Origin of the sequence: Arthrobacter sp. A5, assembly GCF_051131705.1 — a bacterium.
Classification (GTDB): Bacteria; Actinomycetota; Actinomycetes; order Actinomycetales; family Micrococcaceae; genus Arthrobacter_M.
Map to the genome: position 1 here is coordinate 2,179,656 of NZ_CP180316.1, position 17,051 is coordinate 2,196,706.

15 protein-coding genes and 1 pseudogene are annotated in these 17,051 nt (G+C 64.2%); 7 read left to right on the top strand and 9 right to left on the bottom strand.

The genetic code is table 11. The annotated features are described in order from the left end of the window. Positions 1–17: 17 nt before the first annotated feature. The 4 genes from tatC (at position 18) to ACLLJI_RS10195 (ending at position 6,696) form a co-directional block, all read left to right on the top strand. Positions 18–812 carry a twin-arginine translocase subunit TatC gene (gene tatC, locus ACLLJI_RS10180; RefSeq protein WP_434621404.1) on the top strand — a complete coding sequence of 265 codons (795 nt, stop codon included), beginning with the start codon at positions 18–20 and terminating at the stop codon, positions 810–812. Between the two features lie 18 nt (positions 813–830). Next, positions 831–3,701 (top strand): DEAD/DEAH box helicase, encoded by a 2,871-nt coding sequence (locus ACLLJI_RS10185; protein WP_434611982.1) that lies wholly within the window; start codon positions 831–833, stop codon positions 3,699–3,701. A gap of 109 nt (positions 3,702–3,810) precedes the next feature. Beyond that, a complete protein-coding gene (locus ACLLJI_RS10190) occupies positions 3,811–5,481 on the top strand; it encodes an amidohydrolase (protein WP_434611985.1) in 1,671 nt (556 codons plus the stop codon). A 477-nt stretch (positions 5,482–5,958) separates the two neighbouring features. Beyond that, positions 5,959–6,696 (top strand): polyprenol monophosphomannose synthase, encoded by a 738-nt coding sequence (locus tag ACLLJI_RS10195; RefSeq protein WP_434611988.1) that lies wholly within the window; start codon positions 5,959–5,961, stop codon positions 6,694–6,696. A gap of 125 nt (positions 6,697–6,821) precedes the next feature. On the opposite strand, the gene ACLLJI_RS10200 is transcribed toward ACLLJI_RS10195, so the two are convergent. The 6 genes from ACLLJI_RS10200 to ACLLJI_RS10225 all read right to left on the bottom strand — a co-directional run bounded on the left by ACLLJI_RS10200 (position 6,822) and on the right by ACLLJI_RS10225 (position 13,045). Beyond that, positions 6,822–7,169, bottom strand: a complete 348-nt coding sequence (locus ACLLJI_RS10200) for an RNA polymerase-binding protein RbpA (protein ID WP_283560625.1) — start codon at positions 7,167–7,169, stop codon at positions 6,822–6,824. Positions 7,170–7,642: 473 nt separating this feature from the next. Then, the gene (locus ACLLJI_RS10205) at positions 7,643–7,987 is read right to left on the bottom strand and encodes a nuclear transport factor 2 family protein (protein ID WP_434611992.1); all 345 of its coding nucleotides are present in this window, start codon (positions 7,985–7,987) and stop codon (positions 7,643–7,645) included. A gap of 156 nt (positions 7,988–8,143) precedes the next feature. After that, complete coding sequence (locus ACLLJI_RS10210; protein ID WP_434611995.1) at positions 8,144–9,994, bottom strand: ABC transporter ATP-binding protein; 1,851 nt, start codon at positions 9,992–9,994, stop codon at positions 8,144–8,146. A 13-nt stretch (positions 9,995–10,007) separates the two neighbouring features. Beyond that, entirely contained in the window at positions 10,008–10,976 is a 969-nt protein-coding gene (locus ACLLJI_RS10215; protein WP_434611997.1) for an SPFH domain-containing protein, read from the bottom strand. Between the two features lie 109 nt (positions 10,977–11,085). Then, a complete protein-coding gene (locus ACLLJI_RS10220; protein ID WP_434611999.1) occupies positions 11,086–11,577 on the bottom strand; it encodes an NfeD family protein in 492 nt (163 codons plus the stop codon). A gap of 58 nt (positions 11,578–11,635) precedes the next feature. Then, entirely contained in the window at positions 11,636–13,045 is a 1,410-nt protein-coding gene (locus ACLLJI_RS10225) for a PLP-dependent aminotransferase family protein (protein ID WP_434612001.1), read from the bottom strand. A 163-nt stretch (positions 13,046–13,208) separates the two neighbouring features. Here ACLLJI_RS10225 and ACLLJI_RS10230 point away from each other — a divergent pair, with 163 nt between their 5' ends. After that, positions 13,209–14,144: a YczE/YyaS/YitT family protein gene (locus tag ACLLJI_RS10230; protein ID WP_434612003.1), complete on the top strand. Its 936-nt coding sequence runs from the start codon at positions 13,209–13,211 to the stop codon at positions 14,142–14,144. Here the strand turns inward: ACLLJI_RS10230 and ACLLJI_RS10235 are convergent. Next, on the bottom strand, positions 14,141–15,013 hold the full coding sequence (locus ACLLJI_RS10235; protein WP_434612005.1) for a putative RNA methyltransferase: 873 nt from the start codon (positions 15,011–15,013) through the stop codon (positions 14,141–14,143). The genes ACLLJI_RS10230 and ACLLJI_RS10235 overlap by 4 nt on opposite strands. Positions 15,014–15,505: 492 nt before the next feature. Beyond that, positions 15,506–15,862 carry a cupin domain-containing protein gene (locus tag ACLLJI_RS10240; protein ID WP_283560633.1) on the bottom strand — a complete coding sequence of 119 codons (357 nt, stop codon included), beginning with the start codon at positions 15,860–15,862 and terminating at the stop codon, positions 15,506–15,508. Between the two features lie 176 nt (positions 15,863–16,038). Here ACLLJI_RS10240 and ACLLJI_RS10245 point away from each other — a divergent pair. After that, positions 16,039–16,251, top strand: a pseudogene (locus ACLLJI_RS10245) (DUF4158 domain-containing protein); the annotation flags it as partial. Beyond that, positions 16,169–16,513 (top strand): DUF4158 domain-containing protein, encoded by a 345-nt coding sequence (locus tag ACLLJI_RS10250; protein WP_434621407.1) that lies wholly within the window; start codon positions 16,169–16,171, stop codon positions 16,511–16,513. The pseudogene ACLLJI_RS10245 and the gene ACLLJI_RS10250, both read left to right, overlap by 83 nt. Before the next feature lie 57 nt (positions 16,514–16,570). Here the strand turns inward: ACLLJI_RS10250 and ACLLJI_RS10255 are convergent, their stop codons facing one another. Beyond that, entirely contained in the window at positions 16,571–16,879 is a 309-nt protein-coding gene (locus ACLLJI_RS10255) for a glycosyltransferase (RefSeq protein ID WP_434612007.1), read from the bottom strand. Positions 16,880–17,051 lie beyond the last annotated feature (172 nt).

Here is a 17,051-nt window from a genome sequence, read left to right on the forward strand (position 1 = left end):
CCAACCCTGAGGGTCGGATGGCCCTCAAAGACCACCTGATTGAGCTGCGCAATCGGCTCTTCAAGTGCGCCATCGCACTGCTTGTCGCCGCCGTCGTCGGCTGGATTCTGTATGACCGGCTTTTTACCGCCGTCGCCGAGCCACTGATGGAGATCAGCAAGCAGCGCGGCGTGGTTGCGTCGCTGAACTTTGACGGCGTTTCCACGTCGTTTGACCTGAAAATCCAGAGCTCGTTTTTTCTCGCCGCGATTTTCTCCTCACCTGTGTGGATCTATCAGCTGTGGGCGTTCATAACGCCCGGCCTGACGAGCAAGGAACGCCGTTACACGCTCGGTTATATGTTCGCAGCGATTCCGTTGTTCCTCGCCGGCATCTGGACCGGCTGGCTGGTCCTGCCCAACTTAGTCGTCGCGCTCACCTCGTTCACGCCTGTGGGCGGGTCCAACATCATCCACGCGACGGATTACCTGACCTTCGTCATGCAGCTGATGCTGTTCATGGGTATTTCGTTTCTGGTTCCGGTGGTGCTGGTGGCGGTGAACATGGCCGGGTTCATCCGCGGCAGGACGATGTTGAAGGCCTGGCGGATCACCATCCTGGCCGTGACCGTGGTCTCGGCGATGGCAGCTCCCGGGTCGGATGCCTTTTCGATGTTCTTCCTCGGGGCGCCGCTGCTGGTGCTCTATTTCAGCGCCATCGGCCTCTGTATTCTCAATGACAAGCGGCGGGACCGGAATACCACCAAGCGCGTGGCGGAAACGGAAAGCACCGCTGACCGTGCGACACCGCTGACGGATCTGGATCAGCTCTAGCTACCGTAGGCTAGTAGCATGTCCTCGCCAGCGCAAAGATACCAGGCGGCCATGGCCCGTTCCGCACGGGCGCACACCAGGCTGGGTGGCTTCCAGGAAACTTTCGCGTTCGAGCTTGATGAGTTCCAGCGGCAGGGTTGTTCCGCCCTCGAGGCCGGCCGCGGAGTGCTGGTGGCCTCACCGACCGGGTCAGGGAAGACCATCGTGGGCGAGTTCGCCATCTATCTTGCGCTGGCGCGTGGGCTCAAGGCGTTCTACACCACTCCGATTAAAGCGCTCAGCAATCAGAAGTACAGCGATCTGGCGGCAAAATACGGAGCGGAAAACGTCGGGCTGCTCACAGGTGACACCAATATCAACCCGGACGCCGCGGTGATAGTGATGACCACCGAGGTGCTGCGCAACATGCTTTATGCCGGTTCCGAGGCGCTCGATGATCTGGCCTATGTGGTGATGGACGAGGTGCACTATTTGGCCGACCGTTTCCGCGGGGCCGTCTGGGAGGAGGTCATCATTCACCTGCCCAGCGAGGTACAGCTGGCCTCGCTGAGTGCCACCGTTTCCAATGCCGAGGAATTCGGTGCGTGGCTGGATACCGTCCGCGGGGACACCGATGTGATTGTCACCGAGCACCGGCCCATTCCGCTGTGGCAGCACGTCATGGTGGGCCGCGACATCGTCGACCTGTTCGCCTCCGACACCCCGTTCAGTGAGCTCCCCGACGGGCCAGTGCCGGGCCCCGGTGCTGCGGATCCCTTCGAGGTCAATCCCGAACTGACCAGGCTGGCGCGTTCGGAAGCCGGCTCCCTGCGGGGGAGCTACGCCCACCGGGCCGGCCGGGGCAAGCAGCATCGCGGGAACCTGCGCGGCTCCGACCTCCGTGGCCAACAGCAGCCCGTGGTGCGTAAGGCCAGCCGCGCGCAGGTCATCACTGCGTTGGACCGGCAGGGTCTGCTTCCGGCCATTACGTTTATCTTCTCCCGGGCCGGCTGCGACGCTGCGGTGAGGCAGTGCGCAGAGGCCGGCCTGTGGTTGACCACCGAGGACGAACAACGTCAAATTGCCCGCCGCGTCGATGCGGCGTGCCAGGAGATCCCAGCGGACGATTTGGATGTGCTCGGTTACTGGAGCTGGCGCGACGGACTGATCCGGGGACTGGCAGCGCATCATGCCGGCATGCTGCCGACCTTCAAGGAAGTAGTGGAACAGCTTTTTGTGGACGGCTTGGTCCGTGCTGTCTTCGCCACCGAAACCCTGGCGCTGGGAGTGAACATGCCGGCGCGGTCGGTGGTGCTGGAGAAGCTCGATAAGTTTAATGGTGAAGCGCACGTGGCGATCACGGCGGGGGAGTACACGCAGCTGACCGGGCGAGCGGGACGGCGCGGCATCGACGTGGAGGGCCACGCCGTCGTGCTCTGGCAGCCTGGTACCGATCCAGCCGCCGTAGCGGGGCTGGCCTCGCGCCGGACGTACCCACTGAATTCCAGCTTCCAGCCCACCTACAACATGAGTATGAATTTGCTGGCGCAGTTCGGCCGGTCCCGGGCGCGGGAGATTCTGGAATCCTCGTTTGCCCAGTTCCAGGCCGACCGTTCCGTCGTGGGCCTGGCGAGGCAGGTCCGCTCCCGGGAGGAATCACTCAAGGGATACGCCGAATCGATGCACTGCCACCTCGGGGATTTCGTTGAGTATGCCCGGATGCGCCGGGACCTGTCGGACCTGGAAAATGCCGCCGCCCGGCGGAAATCGCACCTGCGCAGGTCCTCGGCCGAGGACTCCCTGGACCGGCTCCGGCCCGGCGACGTCGTTGAGGTGCCGGGCGGACGCACCCCCGGCGTCGCCGTCGTGGTCAGCGCCGATCCATCCTCCCATGAACCACGGCCGACGATTCTGACCCTGGAAAAGCAGATCCGCCGGCTGAGCATCCACGACCTGACCGGTCCCATCACACCGGTCACCGGGATCCGGATTCCCAAGGCGTTTAACGTGAAGCTGGCCAAGGACCGCCGTGACTTGTGCGCCGCCGTGCGCCACGCCCTGGTGGAATCGTCCACACGGTCCCAGACACAGCCGCAGGAATTCCGTGGCGCGTCCGGCAGGGCCCCCGAGTTTGTCCTGTCTGATGCCGCCACCGGGCAGGAGCGCGCCATCAGCGACGTGCGCCGTCGGCTGCGGACGCACCCCTGTCACGGCTGCAGCGACCGCGAGAGCCACGTCCGCTGGTCCGAGCGCTGGTGGACACTGCGCCGCGAGACGGACGGATTGCTCCGGCAGATCCAGGGACGCACGAACACCATCGCCAAGACCTTTGACCGGGTCTGCGAAGTGCTCTCCGGCTACGGGTATTTGGAGGCCATGCCCGACGGCGGACTGCGGGCCAGCGCCGACGGCCAGCGGCTGCGCCGGATTTACGGTGAAAAGGACCTGCTCGTCTCATTGTGCCTGCGTGACGGTGCATTCTACGATCTGGACGCGGCGGAGCTGGCAACGCTGGCGTCCACTCTGGTCTTCCAGGCCAAGCGTGAAGACCGGGGCCTGCGGCCGCGGATGCCCAGTGTCGGTCTGGAATCCGCCGTCGACGCCGTGGTCCGGCAGTGGTCTGTACTGGAGGACGTTGAGGAGGCGCACAAACTGCCGCTGACCGGCGAACCCGAGCTCGGGCTGGTCTGGCCGATGTACAAATGGGCCCGGGGGCGCCCGCTTCAGGACGTGCTGGACGGGACCGAACTGGCGGCAGGGGACTTTGTCCGCTGGGCCAAACAGGTCATTGACCTGCTCGATCAGGTGGCCAAGGTGCCGGGGTTGGAGCCGTCCTTCGCCCGACTGTGCATAGCCGCGATCGGCGCTGTTCGCCGCGGCGTCGTAGCCTACTCGGCCGTCGTCGAATAGCCTGCGTTGAATCGACCTTTCTCATGGACCGGTCGGCCGAAGAGAACTGTCATTCCTCCACCGACCGGCACGCGTTGTCCGGGCTCTTCTTTGAAAGGATTAACACCTCATGCCGCTGACTCTTTACCGGAACGGTTCCGTCTACAGCGCCGCTGATCCACTGGCCACGGCCATGCTGATCGACGGGGACACGGTGGCCTGGATCGGCACCGAGCACGCCGCGGAATCACTGGCAGACGCCCGGATGAAGCAGGTGGACCTGCAGGGTGCGCTGGTCACTCCCGGGTTCGTGGACTCGCACGTTCATGTCACTGAAACCGGGATGGCACTGGCTTCGGTTGATCTGACCCACGCCCGGTCGCTGCGGGAGGTGCTGGTGCTCGTGGCCGCAGCCCGATCGGCCACAGCTGGTACGTTGCTTGGCCACGGCTGGGATGAAACGGGATGGCCGGAACGCCGGACGCCGACGGCCGTTGACTTGGACCGCGCCGCAGGCGGGCAGGACGTGTACCTGTCCCGCATCGATGTGCACTCCGCAGTGGTGTCATCGTCTCTGGCCGCCCGGTGCGCCCTGCATGGCCTCGACGGTTGGCTGGGGGACGGCCTGGTGGTTCGGGCGGCGCACGCCGTCGCCCGGGACGCCACCCGCACCTTCACGGACGCCCAGCGCAGCGCCCACCAGCTGCGGGCGCTGCGCGCGGCCGCAGCGGCCGGCTACGTGGCCGTGGCGGAGATGAGCGCCCCGCATGTGGGGTCCGCGGAGGATCTTCGTCTGCTGGCCGACCTGACGGATGGCACATCGGCGGCCCCGGCTGACGGTATGGCGCACACCCTACCGCAGGTACTGCCGTACTGGGGGCAGGCCGTCAGCTCGACCGAGGAAGCGCGCGCCGTACTGGCCGGCCTCGGAACCCCTGTACTTGGTCTGGCCGGGGATCTGAACATCGATGGCTCGCTGGGATCCCATTCGGCCCTGCTCCGCACACCGTATTCCGATACCCCGGACACTCGGGGGATACAATACCTTACCGTGCAGCAGGTCGCCGATCACCTCGCCGCCACATCGGAGCTGGGAATCCAGGCCGGCTTCCATGTGATCGGCGATGGCGCCATGGACATTGCCGTGGAGGGGCTGCGGCAGGCCGCGCAACGGGTCGGCATCGAGGCGGTCCGGTCGGCCGGACATCGATTCGAGCATGTCGAAATGGCCGACGCCGCAGCAATAGCGGCGCTTTCGGAGCACTCCGTGACGGTCTCGGTCCAGCCGTCCTTCGATACGCTCTGGGGCGGTCCCGGCGGCATGTATGAAACACGGCTCGGTTCGGACCGCTTCGCGGAACTCAACCCGATCGCGGCGTTCTTCGCGGCAGGCGTGCCGGTCTGCTGCGGCTCGGATTCCCCCGTCACCGGGCTCAATCCGTGGGCCAGCGTGCGTGCGGCCCTGCAGCACCACCGCAGCGACGCCAGGATCTCGGCTCGCGCAGCCTTCATCGGACACAGCCGCGCGGGATGGCGTGCGGCACGGGAGCGTGACCCGTTGCTGGGACAGCTGGTTCCGGGCGCACCGGCCAGCTTTGCCGTCTGGGACGTAGAGGAACTGATGGTGCAGGTGGCCGATGAGCGGGTCCAGTCCTGGAGCACGGATCCGCGCGCCCGGACACCGCTGTTGCCGGCCTTGGATACGGGGAGCGACCCGAGGTGCCTGCAGACCGTGCACCGAGGGACCGAGCTGTACAGCGGTCCGGGATTCAGTGATGAGGCCGCCGGTTTCCATCAATAGCGGCCCGGTTTATACGACAGTAATCGCCGGTGGTATATCCCTGCTTTATATAACTTTTCTGTTACCAATGACCCGCTCCTGACCTGCGGAAACATCAGAAACCGCAGGTCAGAGGCGTGTTGACACCTCCACCACAGCCCGTAGGATTTTAGCTCAACGGGTTCTTCCGGAGAATACGAAAAAGACCTGGTCTGGCAAGACCACACACCACTTAATGGTCCGTCCGTTAAGCAGCCGTGTGCCGCGAGGGAAAAGAGCCCGCAGTGGCTCCAGAAGCGGGTAGGTTCACGCGTCAGTAGAAAACAGCTTTGCTGCCGCCGCGACGGCGGCAGCGACACTGGCCCGAAGGCGCGTGAGCCTACCCATTTTCTGCGCCGTATAATGGACATTTGTTGTCTGCGCGCGGGCGCTCCGGCTACAGCCCCTGTCCCGAAGTCCGGTCTACCGGCCTTCTCCTGCAAGGAAAGGCACCCACCAGTGCGCGTCCTCACCATCATTCCCACCTACAACGAGCTCGAATCACTGCCGAAGACGCTCGGCCGGCTGCGCGCTGCGGTGCCCGAGTCGGACGTTTTGATCGCAGATGACAACAGCCCCGATGGGACGGGGGAGCTGGCGGACCGGTTCGCGGCGGAAGATCCTGCCGTCCACGTCCTGCACCGCGCCGGCAAACAAGGCCTGGGAGCGGCATACATCGCCGGATTCACCTGGGGTCTGGAGGCAGGCTACGATGTCCTGGTGGAGATGGACGCCGACGGCTCGCACAAGCCCGAGCAGCTTCCCCGTTTGCTGGCAGCGCTCGAGGAGGGCGCAGATCTCGTGCTCGGCTCACGCTGGGTCGCCGGCGGCGAGGTGGTCAACTGGCCGCTGAGGCGCAAATTGATCTCCCTCGGTGGCAGCTTTTACTCTCGGGTCCTGCTCGGCGTCCGGGTCAAGGATGTCACCGGTGGTTACCGTGCCTTCCGGCGCTCCACCCTCGAAGCCCTCGATCTGAAAAAGGTGGATTCGGTCGGCTATGGGTTCCAGGTGGACATGCTCTGGCGGGTCGCCCAGCTCGGGCTGAAGATTGTTGAAGTTCCGATCACCTTCGTGGAGCGGGAATTTGGCGCCTCTAAGATGAGCGGCAACATCGTCCAGGAGGCCATGATCAACGTGACCAAGTGGGGACTTACAGCCCGCTGGGGGAAACTTACGGGCAGGACAAGCCGCAGTTAAAATTCAACGGGCACGAAGTCCGTGTCTGCTTAAACGATACGAAGTCCGAGTCTGCTTAAACGACAGGGCCGGGTAACCTTGCTGGTTGCCCGGTCCTGTCATTTAACTCGTCTGGCACCTATCCGCTAGGCGCTGCGGCGCTCTCCGCGGCGCTCCCGGAGAATGGTCAACCGGTCGGCCAAAATCGTTTCCAGCTCCGGCAGGGAACGACGTTCAAGCAGCATGTCCCAATGCGTGCGGACCGGCTTTTCATTGGAATCTACGGGCTTTTCTCCGTCCACCAGCAGTGCCTCTTTGCCGGTCTTGGACACCCAGATGGCCGGAATCTCCGCCTCCGCGGAGAACGTCACGAACACCTGCTCGCCGTCGGCGCAGCGGTATTCAATCCGCTGGCGCGGTGCCGGCTCGACGCCGGACTCAGTTTCCATGCTCTGGGCTCCCAGACGCATGCCCCGAAGGCTGCGATCGCTCATGACTTCTCCTTAAAATGTGCGCGGGCCCGACTACGCCGGAACCGCTGTTGTTTGCAAGCCGCGCTGAGGATGGAACCACGCGTCTTCGGCTGCCGCCGGGATAGTCCCCTGGCGGCTGCCGGATAAGTTCAGTTGATTCAAGTGCATTAGGTCCAACGCGCTACCGCGTCTTATTGTTCCCAGTTACACCGTCCCGGGTGCCTTGTTCCCGGTTGCAGTGTTCCCGGTTGCAGTGTTCCGCGCGCCGTTATCCCAGCGGCCCCGGCGGAGGCGGCCCGTAGCTCCATTGTACCCGGATCCGCGCTCCCATTCCCTTATCCACAGGCACCAGCCGCTGGCCCGGATTACGCCGGTGCGATCGTGGTCGTCAGGGATACGTCAACACTCTCGATGCGGGACCTTAACAGGCGCGCACCGAGGACCATCGAAGCGGGCTGAATGTGCGTTGCCATCGAGGGTCGGACAGGCGCTGGCTACGGCGGGTTCACCCGTCCTCCGAAGAAGACTTGCGTCTGGACGAGCCGGCCGCCGCGGACCGTGATGAACTCCGCATTACGGTACCGTTCGCCGCCGTTTTGCAGTACATACTCATAGAGCAGGAAGACGCCGTCCTCTCCCACGGTGACAAGTTCGAGAATCTCGTGGAAGGTGAAGCGGTCCGCGGTGGGAAAGCAGTGCTCGAGATAGGCCGACTTGCCGATGTGATCGTCCTGTGGGCTCGTGAACTCGAAATCCTCTGCGATGAGAGCCTCAGCTGCGTCCAGATCCTGCGCCAGATAGGCCTCAATGGAAGCACGCACGACATCGGTGTCAGACATGTCCTCATTCTACGGCCGATTTAGACGGCTCCAGTTGGCCGTCATGAGGCCCCTCGGGTTTCGGCGGCAGCCGGCGACGGGGTTCAATTCGTCACGGATTCCGTCGTCGGTCTCGTTCCCGGGCGTCGCCCACGCAGGGACCGCGGGCGCACACGGTCATCCGGCAAGGTCCTCGGCGGAACGCAGCTGTGCCAGGTTCAGCCGGGCATATATACCGCCGTCCGCCAGCAGCTGCTCATGGGTGCCCTGCTCGGCCAGCTGCCCCCTGTCCAAAACGAAAATACGGTCTGCTGATATGACCGTTGAGAGCCGGTGGGCAATGGCGATGGTGGTGCGGTCCGCCATGACTGCTTCCAGGGCGCCCTGGACCAGCCGTTCACCGGTGGTATCCAGCGCGCTCGTCGCTTCATCCAGAATCAGCAGCGGAGGATTCTTCAGCACCACGCGCGCGATCGCCAGGCGCTGCTTTTCCCCGCCGGAGAGGCGGTACCCCCGTTCTCCCACCACCGTTTGGTAACCGGCCTCGAAGCTCATGATCCGGTCATGGATGTTGGCCACCTTTGTGGCGCGGACCAGCTCGGCGTCGGTGGCGGACGGTCTGGCATAGCGAAGGTTCTCCGCGATGGTGCTGTGAAAGAGGTAGGTTTCCTGGGTGACCATCCCGATGTTCTGCCGCAGCGATTCCATGGTCAGGTTCTGAATGTCGGTACCGTCCAACAGGATTCTGCCCCGCGTGGCCTCATAAAGCCGGGGGATCAGGTAGGACAGTGTGGTTTTGCCGGCGCCGGATGCGCCGACGAACGCGGCAAACTCGCCGGCCCCGATGGTAAGGCTGACGTTTTCAAGGGCCCACGTTACCTCGCCGGTCACCGGCGGGGGGGAGTAGGAGAATGATACGTTTTCCAAGGCCAACCCGCCTCGGATGGTGCCGGCCGGAAGAGTCACGGCACCCCGGCGGTCTGTGATTCCCGGCCGGAGATCCAGATATTCGAAAATCCGTGCGAAGAGAGCCTGCGACGTCTGCACATCCAGGGAAACACGCATCAGGGACAGAATTGGCATGCTGATGCGTGCCTGCAGGGTCGTGAAAGCCACCAGCGTTCCGGCGGTGATAGGCCAGCTCTGGGTCAGCAGCCAACCTGCGCTCAGATAGACAATGGCAGGGGTGACGCTCATCACGATCTGGACGGAACCAAAGAACCACTGGCCCGTCATCTGCTGTTTGATCTGCAGCTTCAGCTGCTTGTCGTTCTCGGCGCGGTAACGTGCGGTTTCCGCGGCCTCCTGGTTGAAGACTTTGCTGAGCACGATCCCGGAAACCGACAGCGCTTCCTGCGTGATCGAGGTCATATCGGAGAGCGATTCCTGCGTTCTGCGGGCGATCACCTGGCGTACCCGTCCGATCCGGATCTGCAGAAGTACCAGGAAAGGCAGCAGGATCAGTGCCACTACGGTCAGCTGCCAGGACAGCAGCAGCATGGCGGCCAGCGAGGAGATGACTGTGACCGTGTTGGCCAGAATCGAGGGGACCGTATTAGTCAGTACGCTCGCGACGCCGCCGACGTCGTTAGCCAGCCGGGACTGGATTACTCCCGTTTTGGTCCGCGCAAAGAAGGCCAGTTCCATCTTCTGCAGGTGCGAAAACAGCTGGCTGCGCAGATCTGCCATGACCTTGTTTCCGACGCTGGTGGTCAGATAGGTCCGCAACACGTTCAGCACGGAAGCCGCGATGCTCAGCGCTATCATGAGCCCCACCAGCTGAGCGAGCAGCGCAAGCCGCACGCCGCCGTCGTGCGGGAAGAGCGCATCGTCGAAGGCCCGCTGCGTCAGCAGCGGCACCGCAACCCCCAGCGAGGATCCGACCAAAACCAACACGGCGGTGCCGGCAAGTTTCCCACGGTAGTTGCGCAGCAGTGCCCAGATCCGCCGGCCCAGATGACGGATGGTGGGCGCATTCAGGTCCCCGGGACCACTCAGGAGGCGGCCGCCGCGGCCGCCTCCTGTCATTCCTGCGGTAATGCTAGACGCCCGTTGCGGCGCTGTGACCGGGGAAGGATTCGCTGTCTTCGTTCTTGGCCAGCTTTACGGAAGGCCGGTCCGGTGTGCTGTTGCCCAGAACATCGCCGATGCCTTTGAGCGCTTCACCGATCTCGCTGGGAATGATCCACAGCTTGTTGGCCGAGCCGTTCGCCAGCTTGGGCAGCGTCTGCAGGTACTGGTAGGCCAGCAGTTTCTGGGTGGGATTCCCCTTGTGAATGGCGTCGAAGACCTTCTGGATCGCCTGGGATTCACCGTCGGCGCGCAGAATCGCGGCTTTGGCATCACCCTCGGCCTTGAGGATCGCGGACTGCCGCTCACCTTCGGCCGTCAGGATGGCGGATTGCTTCGTACCCTCTGCGGTCAGAATCGCCGCACGCCGGTCGCGTTCGGCCCGCATCTGCTTCTCCATCGAATCCTGGATCGACAGGGGCGGATCAATGGCCTTGAGCTCGACACGGCTGACACGGATTCCCCAGCGCCCGGTGGCCTCGTCCAGTACGCCGCGCAGCTGGCCGTTGATCTGGTCGCGGGACGTCAGCGCCTCTTCGAGGTTCAGTCCGCCGACGACGTTACGCAGCGTCGTCGTCGTCAGCTGTTCGACAGCCTGGATGTAGTTCGCGATTTCGTAGGTCGCAGCGCGCGGGTCCGTCACCTGGAAGTAAACGACCGTGTCGATCGAGACGACCAGGTTGTCCTCGGTGATGACCGGCTGCGGTGGGAAGGAGACCACCTGCTCACGCAGATCGAGCAACGGCAGCAGCCTGTCGACGAACGGAATCAGAATCGTCAGTCCCGGATTCAGCGTCCGTGCGTACTTGCCCAGACGTTCCACCACGCCAGCGCGGGCCTGCGGAATGATCCGGACGGACCGGACCAGCACGATCACCACAAAGATGATCAGGACCAACAGCACGATGGTAAGCGCTACGGCCCCTGCGTTGTCACCCATATTTCCCCTCTTTTCATTTCTACAAAGCGTATGTGACGGTTCATGGACAGCTTGCACCGCACGATCAGCCGGGGGCCGGAGCACCGAGTGGCAGTCCGCCCGGCGAAGATCAGTGGCCGGCTGCCGCGCTGGGGGAGCCGGGTGCAAAGGAGGTTCCGGGGAGGTCGACGACGGCCGTGGCGCCTTCGATGGCGCCCACCACGACCGCTTGGCCTGCAGGAAGCGCCGCGGCGCCGCGTGTCCGGGCGGTCCAAGTATCACCGCCGATTTTCACAAGCCCGGTATGGGCTGTGACCGGTTCAATGACGACAGCGCTGTGGCCGATCAGCCGGTCCACGTTGGTGCTGCGTTCGTCCGGGTCCTTGCGCAGGTGGCTGAGCGCAATGGGGCGGATGAATACGATCGCTGCCAGCGCAACCACACAGAACACCACGATCTGCAGCCATAGCTGGGCCCCCAGGAAGGAGCTGGCCAGAGCCGCCAGGGCGCCTGCGGACATTATGATGAAGAACAGGCTCAAGGTCAGCATCTCGATGCCGGCAAGGAGCAGGAAGACGACGAGCCAAAGTGCCCAGCCGTTTTGTACCAACCAGTCAAACATTGCAGCCCCCTAGATGGTGAAGGTAAATTTCAGCCTACTACCTTCGGCGTGTTCCGGATCATATAACGGCCTGCAGCGGCAGACGGAACGGAATTCCCCCCGTCCGCGCCGCGGCACCTGACAGGATGCGGACGCCTTCGGTCAGTTCCTCGTTGCTGTAGCAGAAAGGGAACCGGAGGAACCGTTCGAAGGCGCCGTCGAGACCGAACCGTGGTCCCGGGACAAGTGCCATTCCCTCGGCCCGGGCCGCCAGAGAGAGCGCCGAAGTGGAGAGATTTCCGGTGTTGATCCACAGTGACATGCCGCCGTCGGGAACCGGCCAGGTCCACTCAGGAAAGGCAGACGCGAGCAGTCCGCTCAGATGGTCCCGGCCGCGGCGCAGGTCCCGGGTCCGGCTGGCGGCGAGCAGCGGCAGTTCCCTTAATAGCAGGGTTGCCACCAGCTGCTCAAACAACGGAGTGCCAAGGTCTGTTGACGGGCGATGCCGACGGACCCGGTCCAGCAGTTCCCGTGGGCCCCTGATCCAGCCGATCCGCAGGCCGCCCCACGCGAGCTTTCCTAGTGACCCCAAGGTCACCACGCCCGGCGCATATGCCGCCAGCGGAAGCTCGGGCCCGCGGTCAATATCCAGCAGTGCCGTGGTCTCATCCGCCACCAGAACCATTCCTTCCCGGGCTGCCACGGCCGCCAGGCGTGCGCGGTCAGCCGCCGGCATGCTCAGCCCGGTGGGGTTCTGGAAATCAGGCATCAGGAAGGCCATGCTCGGCGCCGACCGGCGGATCAGCTGCGCAGCTTCGGCGATATTCCAGCCGTGTTCAGAGGTGACCGGTGCGGAGAGCATCCGGGCACCCGCCACGGCGAACGTATCCAGTGCGTGGGGGTACGTGGGCTGTTCCACCAGGATCCGGTCGCCGGCCGAATAGAGCGTTCCGGTCAGCAGATTCAGCGCATGCTGGGCCCCTATGGTCACCATGATCTGAGCCGGAGAGGTGGGCAGGCCACGCTGCGCGTAACTGTCGGCGATCTCTTCGCGCAGCTCCGGCAGCCCGTCCATATCGAAACCATGGTGGTGCAGGTATCCCGGCAACAGGTCCGCCGCCTGCCGGTAGGCCGCCGCCATGCCTGGGTAGGCCGCGCATGTGGCTTTGGTGAAGTCCAGTCGAAGATCGATCGGGGAGGTGTGGGCGCCCCGCCGGCCACCGGGGAGCGCCAAGGTACTGCCGGAACCGCGCACACTGCTCAGATAGCCATGGTCGCGGAGCGCCGCATAGGCGGCCGCCACAGTCGTCCGGCTCACCGCCAGGGACTGGCTTAGCTCACGTTCCGCAGGCAACGTGATGCCGCTGCCGAGCCGACCGTCCAGCAACAGCACACGAATCCGATCGGACAAGGCGCGGTACGCGGGCGCTGAAGTCCGCCAGTCGCCGAGCTCGCGGGCCAGCCGACGGCCGCTAAAGGATTGTGTCACAGTGCCACTTTATGGCAATTGGCCCTTTTACATAAGACCACTTGGGGCGAATAATCGACACTGAAGCCGCCGGTCCCAGCCGATTTCAGCCGGTCCCAGCCACGCCCCACGTCTGCCATCCTAATGCTGCGTACCTCCATCCCACCGACATCGAACGGCACCCATGAACGAGTTTCTAACCACGCAAAATCTGGCCGCCCGGATACTGCGCCTGCTGGCGGGCCTGTTCGCCTACGGCATGGCCATCGCCCTGATGATCCGCGGAAACATTGGCGCGTCACCCTGGGACGTTTTTGGTCAGGGTGTCTCCCGTAGCACCGGATTGAGCTTCGGTCTGTGCACGATCATCGTCAGTGCAGGGGTGCTGCTGCTGTGGATCCCACTGCGCCAACGCCTGGGTATGGGCACGATAGCCAACGCCGTCCTGGTAGGTGCTTTTGCAGATCTGGGCCTGGCATTCATCCCGCAACCCGGACACCTTGTCCTGCAGGCACTGATGTTCATGGCCGGGCTGTTTCTGCTGGCGCTGGCCACGGCACTGTACATCGGGGCAGGTCTCGGACCAGGGCCCCGGGACGGACTCATGACGGGTCTGGTCAGGGTCACCGGACGGCCCGTTTGGCTGATCCGCACCGGGATTGAGCTAATCGTCGTCGTCATCGGGTTCTTCCTTGGAGGTGTTGTGGGCGTCGGGACGGTGGCCTTTGCGGCCGCAGTCGGTCCGCTGACCCAACTGACGCTGCGCTGGCTGCACGTGGATCTGCACCGCTCGCCCGCAGCACGGCGTCGGCCGACAGGCGTTAAGGGTCTCCGCCCGGGGTCGGGAGCCACGGGTGCGGACCCGAAGGGCGGCGGAACGGCGAGCTCCGGTGCGGACCCGAAGAGTGCCGGAACGGCAGGCGCGGGAGAGGCGGGTGCGGACCCGAAGGGCGGCGGAACGGCGAGCGCGGGAGGTGCGGGTGGGGACCGGGACAGGCCTGGTGTTGGCGGCGCTGGGGCCGGCGCCACCGGAGTGCGCGGCACGGGATTGGGAAATGCACTTCAAGGCAGTGCGGAGCCTGGCTGCAGGGGGCCAGTCTGCGCCGATCCCGTTAGCTAGCTGGCGCTCTGAATAGCTGGCGTCTGAAATGGCAGTCGAAGCGGGCGGAAGGTGCTGATCTGGAACCTTGCCGTGGCCACCGTGCGTTCATCGAGCGCAGCCACCCGATCTTGCAGCTGCGCCGGAACAAGATGATGTCCCGCTGGTCCCATCAGCGCCGCGCGCGCCACATCATCCCGGGTCAATTCCAGTGTGTACTCAAGATCACTGGCTGCCCCGGCGCTGAAGAAACCGGACAGCGATGCCTGCAGCCCGATTTGTTTGTCCCCTTGAATGCCAAGCATCCCGGTCACTTCGGCTATCTCGGCCAGATGCCCCGGTAACGGCGTGACGACGACAAGTTTCCCGTCCGGTTGCAGAATCCGGGCAAACTCGGCGGGATTGCGGGGTGCGAAGACCACGACGACGGCGGCGGCCGTGGCGGCAGCGATCGGGAGCGGCTGCCACACATCCCAGACGAGATTCACCGTGTCCGGGTTGGCGCGGGCGGCACGCCGAAGTGCGTATTTGGAAATATCCAGCCCGATCGACGAGACCGCGACCGTAGTATTGTCGGCTGCACGATGGAGTTGCCGCAGGTAGTACCCGGTGCCGGTTCCGGCGTCCACCACTAGTTGGTCATTTTCCAGCCCGTCCAGCACCGTATCGGCCAGCTGCTCTGCCAGCGGCAGATAATGGCCGGCTGTCAGAAACCCATCCCGCGCCGCCACCATTTCCCAGGTGTCCGGGATGAAGCGGGTTCCTGGCCCCGTCAGCAGGTTGACGTAGCCCTGCCTCGCGATGTCGAAGCTGTGGCCGGAGTCGCAGATCAGCGCTGTGGCCCGCTCCACGGGCTTCGCCGTTGGTTCGGCATCCGCAGGGCCAGTCACAGTATTTGAGAGAACACCCGAGTCAGTAGACGGCGAGTCCGCCCCAGCGGATGGGACCGTCTGGACAGGGTTGGCCGGCCCCCGCCTACGAGCGGGTAAGGCAAGGAAAGAGCCGGCACAGAGGGGACACAGCAAGGCGGCGACGGCGTAGGGATACATAGCTTTATCCTAAAGGGACTCCCGCCGCCGCCCTCCGACGATAAAAACACCCCGCCGCCCCCATCGATGTCGCATCTAAGGCCGTCTCGGGCCGCAACATGGGCCTTAAACGCGGCATCGATGAGCGAGCGAAGCGCCGGGGGACTGTCCGGGATACGATCCAGGGGGCTGCTCTGGTAGGTCAGTCCGGACGCCCACGCTCGGCGTCGATCTTGGCGGATAACCTGTGGCCGCCGAACAGAAAAAGATATTGGCAAAGCTCGGTTGAAGCCTGCATCAACCGCCATCGCTTAACGCAAACGGGTCTTGTGCCGGCGGGGGTCTTGGTTGGTCTTAGCTGGTTGGGCCACCGGACTGCTGTCCCAGTTTCGCCACCGTCAGGACGACGACGGAATCCTCCACCGCTTGCAGCGCATGCCGCCCCTCGGGCATGGTGAGCAGGTCTCCGGCCGAGCCGGTGCATTCGGAGACACCCGCGGTCAGCAGTACCCGGCCGGAGAACACATAAACGGTCGCTTCACCAGGGTTGGCATGTTCGCTCAAGGCCGCTCCCGCTCTCAACGCGATCATGGTCTGGCGGAGGATCCGCTCATGGCCGCCGTAGACGGTTTCAGCGCTCCGGCCGCTGGAGCTCTGAAGGGCAATGTCCAGCTGATGCCTCGCCAGTGCGGTCAGTGATGTCTTCTGCACAATTTTTCTCCCTTGTCGTTACCGTACGATCTACTCGCTACCGTGCGATAAGTACAGCAGGTTTTGAACACTTCGTTGAGCGCATTCCGCTGAATCGCACCCCGTTTGGACTACCGCCTCATTGGGGGTCTGACCCGTTGGCGCTAAGCCTTCGGGGTTGGCTTTAGGTTGGTGTCATGCCAGTTGAGTTTCTCAGTGATGATCCGGTAGCGGTGTATGGCCAGTTTGCTGGTCCGGTTTCGCGGGCTGAGTTGTGGCGGTTCTTCTTCCTCGATGACCGGGATCTGGAGTTGGCTGATCGCCGTCGTGGCGCGGGTAACCGTCTGGGTTTCGGGGTGCAGCTGGGTACGCTGCGGTTCTTGGGGACGTTTCTTGACGATCCAGTGGCGGTACCGGGATCAGTGGCCGATTTCGTGGCAACGCAACTCCGGATCGTCGACGGTTCTGCGTTGGGGGAGTTATGCCGCGCGGTCGAAGACGCTGTACGAGCACCGGTGGGAGATTGCTCAGGCCGATGGGTATCGGCGGCTGTCTGTGCCCGGGACTGCCGCCGAATTCAGGAGCTTCCTGATGGCCCGCGCGTGGACGAGGGCGGAGCGTCCAACCCAACTCTTCGATCAGGGCGTGGCATGGCTTCGGACGAAGCGATGACTGACGGCACGTTGTTCATATGGTTTCTCTTTTGAAGCTGCCCGCAATGACCGGATCTCAACGGGGTCTCATGGTCTTCCGGCCGGGCGTTGTGCCAGTGCTGCCTGCAGGGCCCGGTGAATCGGATGTGGGGGATTTGTGCCGAGACTTGAGCCCGGCGTGGGCTGCCCACCCGAAACCCGTCAGCGGGTCGAACACCACGGTGGCCCCGAGTGCGCGGGTAATGGCGGCGGAGCCGTCGGTGGACCTGTTGTCCACCACGATGGGGCGGAAGGTGTCGGGTAGACCCGCCAAAACACGCGGCAGCGCTGCTGCCTCATTCAGGCAGGGCAGGACAACGTCGATGCCCGGCCCTTTTTCGGTCATGTTTTGACCCCGGTCCCTGTGCGCGGCGAGGGAGGGGTGCTTGCAGCATCCCCGGCTCGGGGATGCCGGCGTCGGGTGGCCCGGCCCACGGCTGGTGTGCTCAGGCGCAGGGAAACCATTGGGCGGCGGCGTTGGCGCGGGCGCGGTAGGCGCTGAAGCGGCGGCGGACCGC

Coding starts and splice junctions, on each gene's coding strand:
- tatC (WP_434621404.1), top strand. CDS start 18: ATGGCCCTCAAAGACCACCTGATTGAGCTGCGCAATCGGCTCTTCAAG.
- ACLLJI_RS10185 (WP_434611982.1), top strand. CDS start 831: ATGTCCTCGCCAGCGCAAAGATACCAGGCGGCCATGGCCCGTTCCGCA.
- ACLLJI_RS10190 (WP_434611985.1), top strand. CDS start 3,811: ATGCCGCTGACTCTTTACCGGAACGGTTCCGTCTACAGCGCCGCTGAT.
- ACLLJI_RS10200 (WP_283560625.1), bottom strand. CDS start 7,169: ATGAGCGATCGCAGCCTTCGGGGCATGCGTCTGGGAGCCCAGAGCATG.
- ACLLJI_RS10205 (WP_434611992.1), bottom strand. CDS start 7,987: ATGTCTGACACCGATGTCGTGCGTGCTTCCATTGAGGCCTATCTGGCG.
- ACLLJI_RS10210 (WP_434611995.1), bottom strand. CDS start 9,994: ATGACAGGAGGCGGCCGCGGCGGCCGCCTCCTGAGTGGTCCCGGGGAC.
- ACLLJI_RS10215 (WP_434611997.1), bottom strand. CDS start 10,976: ATGGGTGACAACGCAGGGGCCGTAGCGCTTACCATCGTGCTGTTGGTC.
- ACLLJI_RS10220 (WP_434611999.1), bottom strand. CDS start 11,577: ATGTTTGACTGGTTGGTACAAAACGGCTGGGCACTTTGGCTCGTCGTC.
- ACLLJI_RS10230 (WP_434612003.1), top strand. CDS start 13,209: ATGAACGAGTTTCTAACCACGCAAAATCTGGCCGCCCGGATACTGCGC.
- ACLLJI_RS10255 (WP_434612007.1), bottom strand. CDS start 16,879: ATGACCGAAAAAGGGCCGGGCATCGACGTTGTCCTGCCCTGCCTGAAT.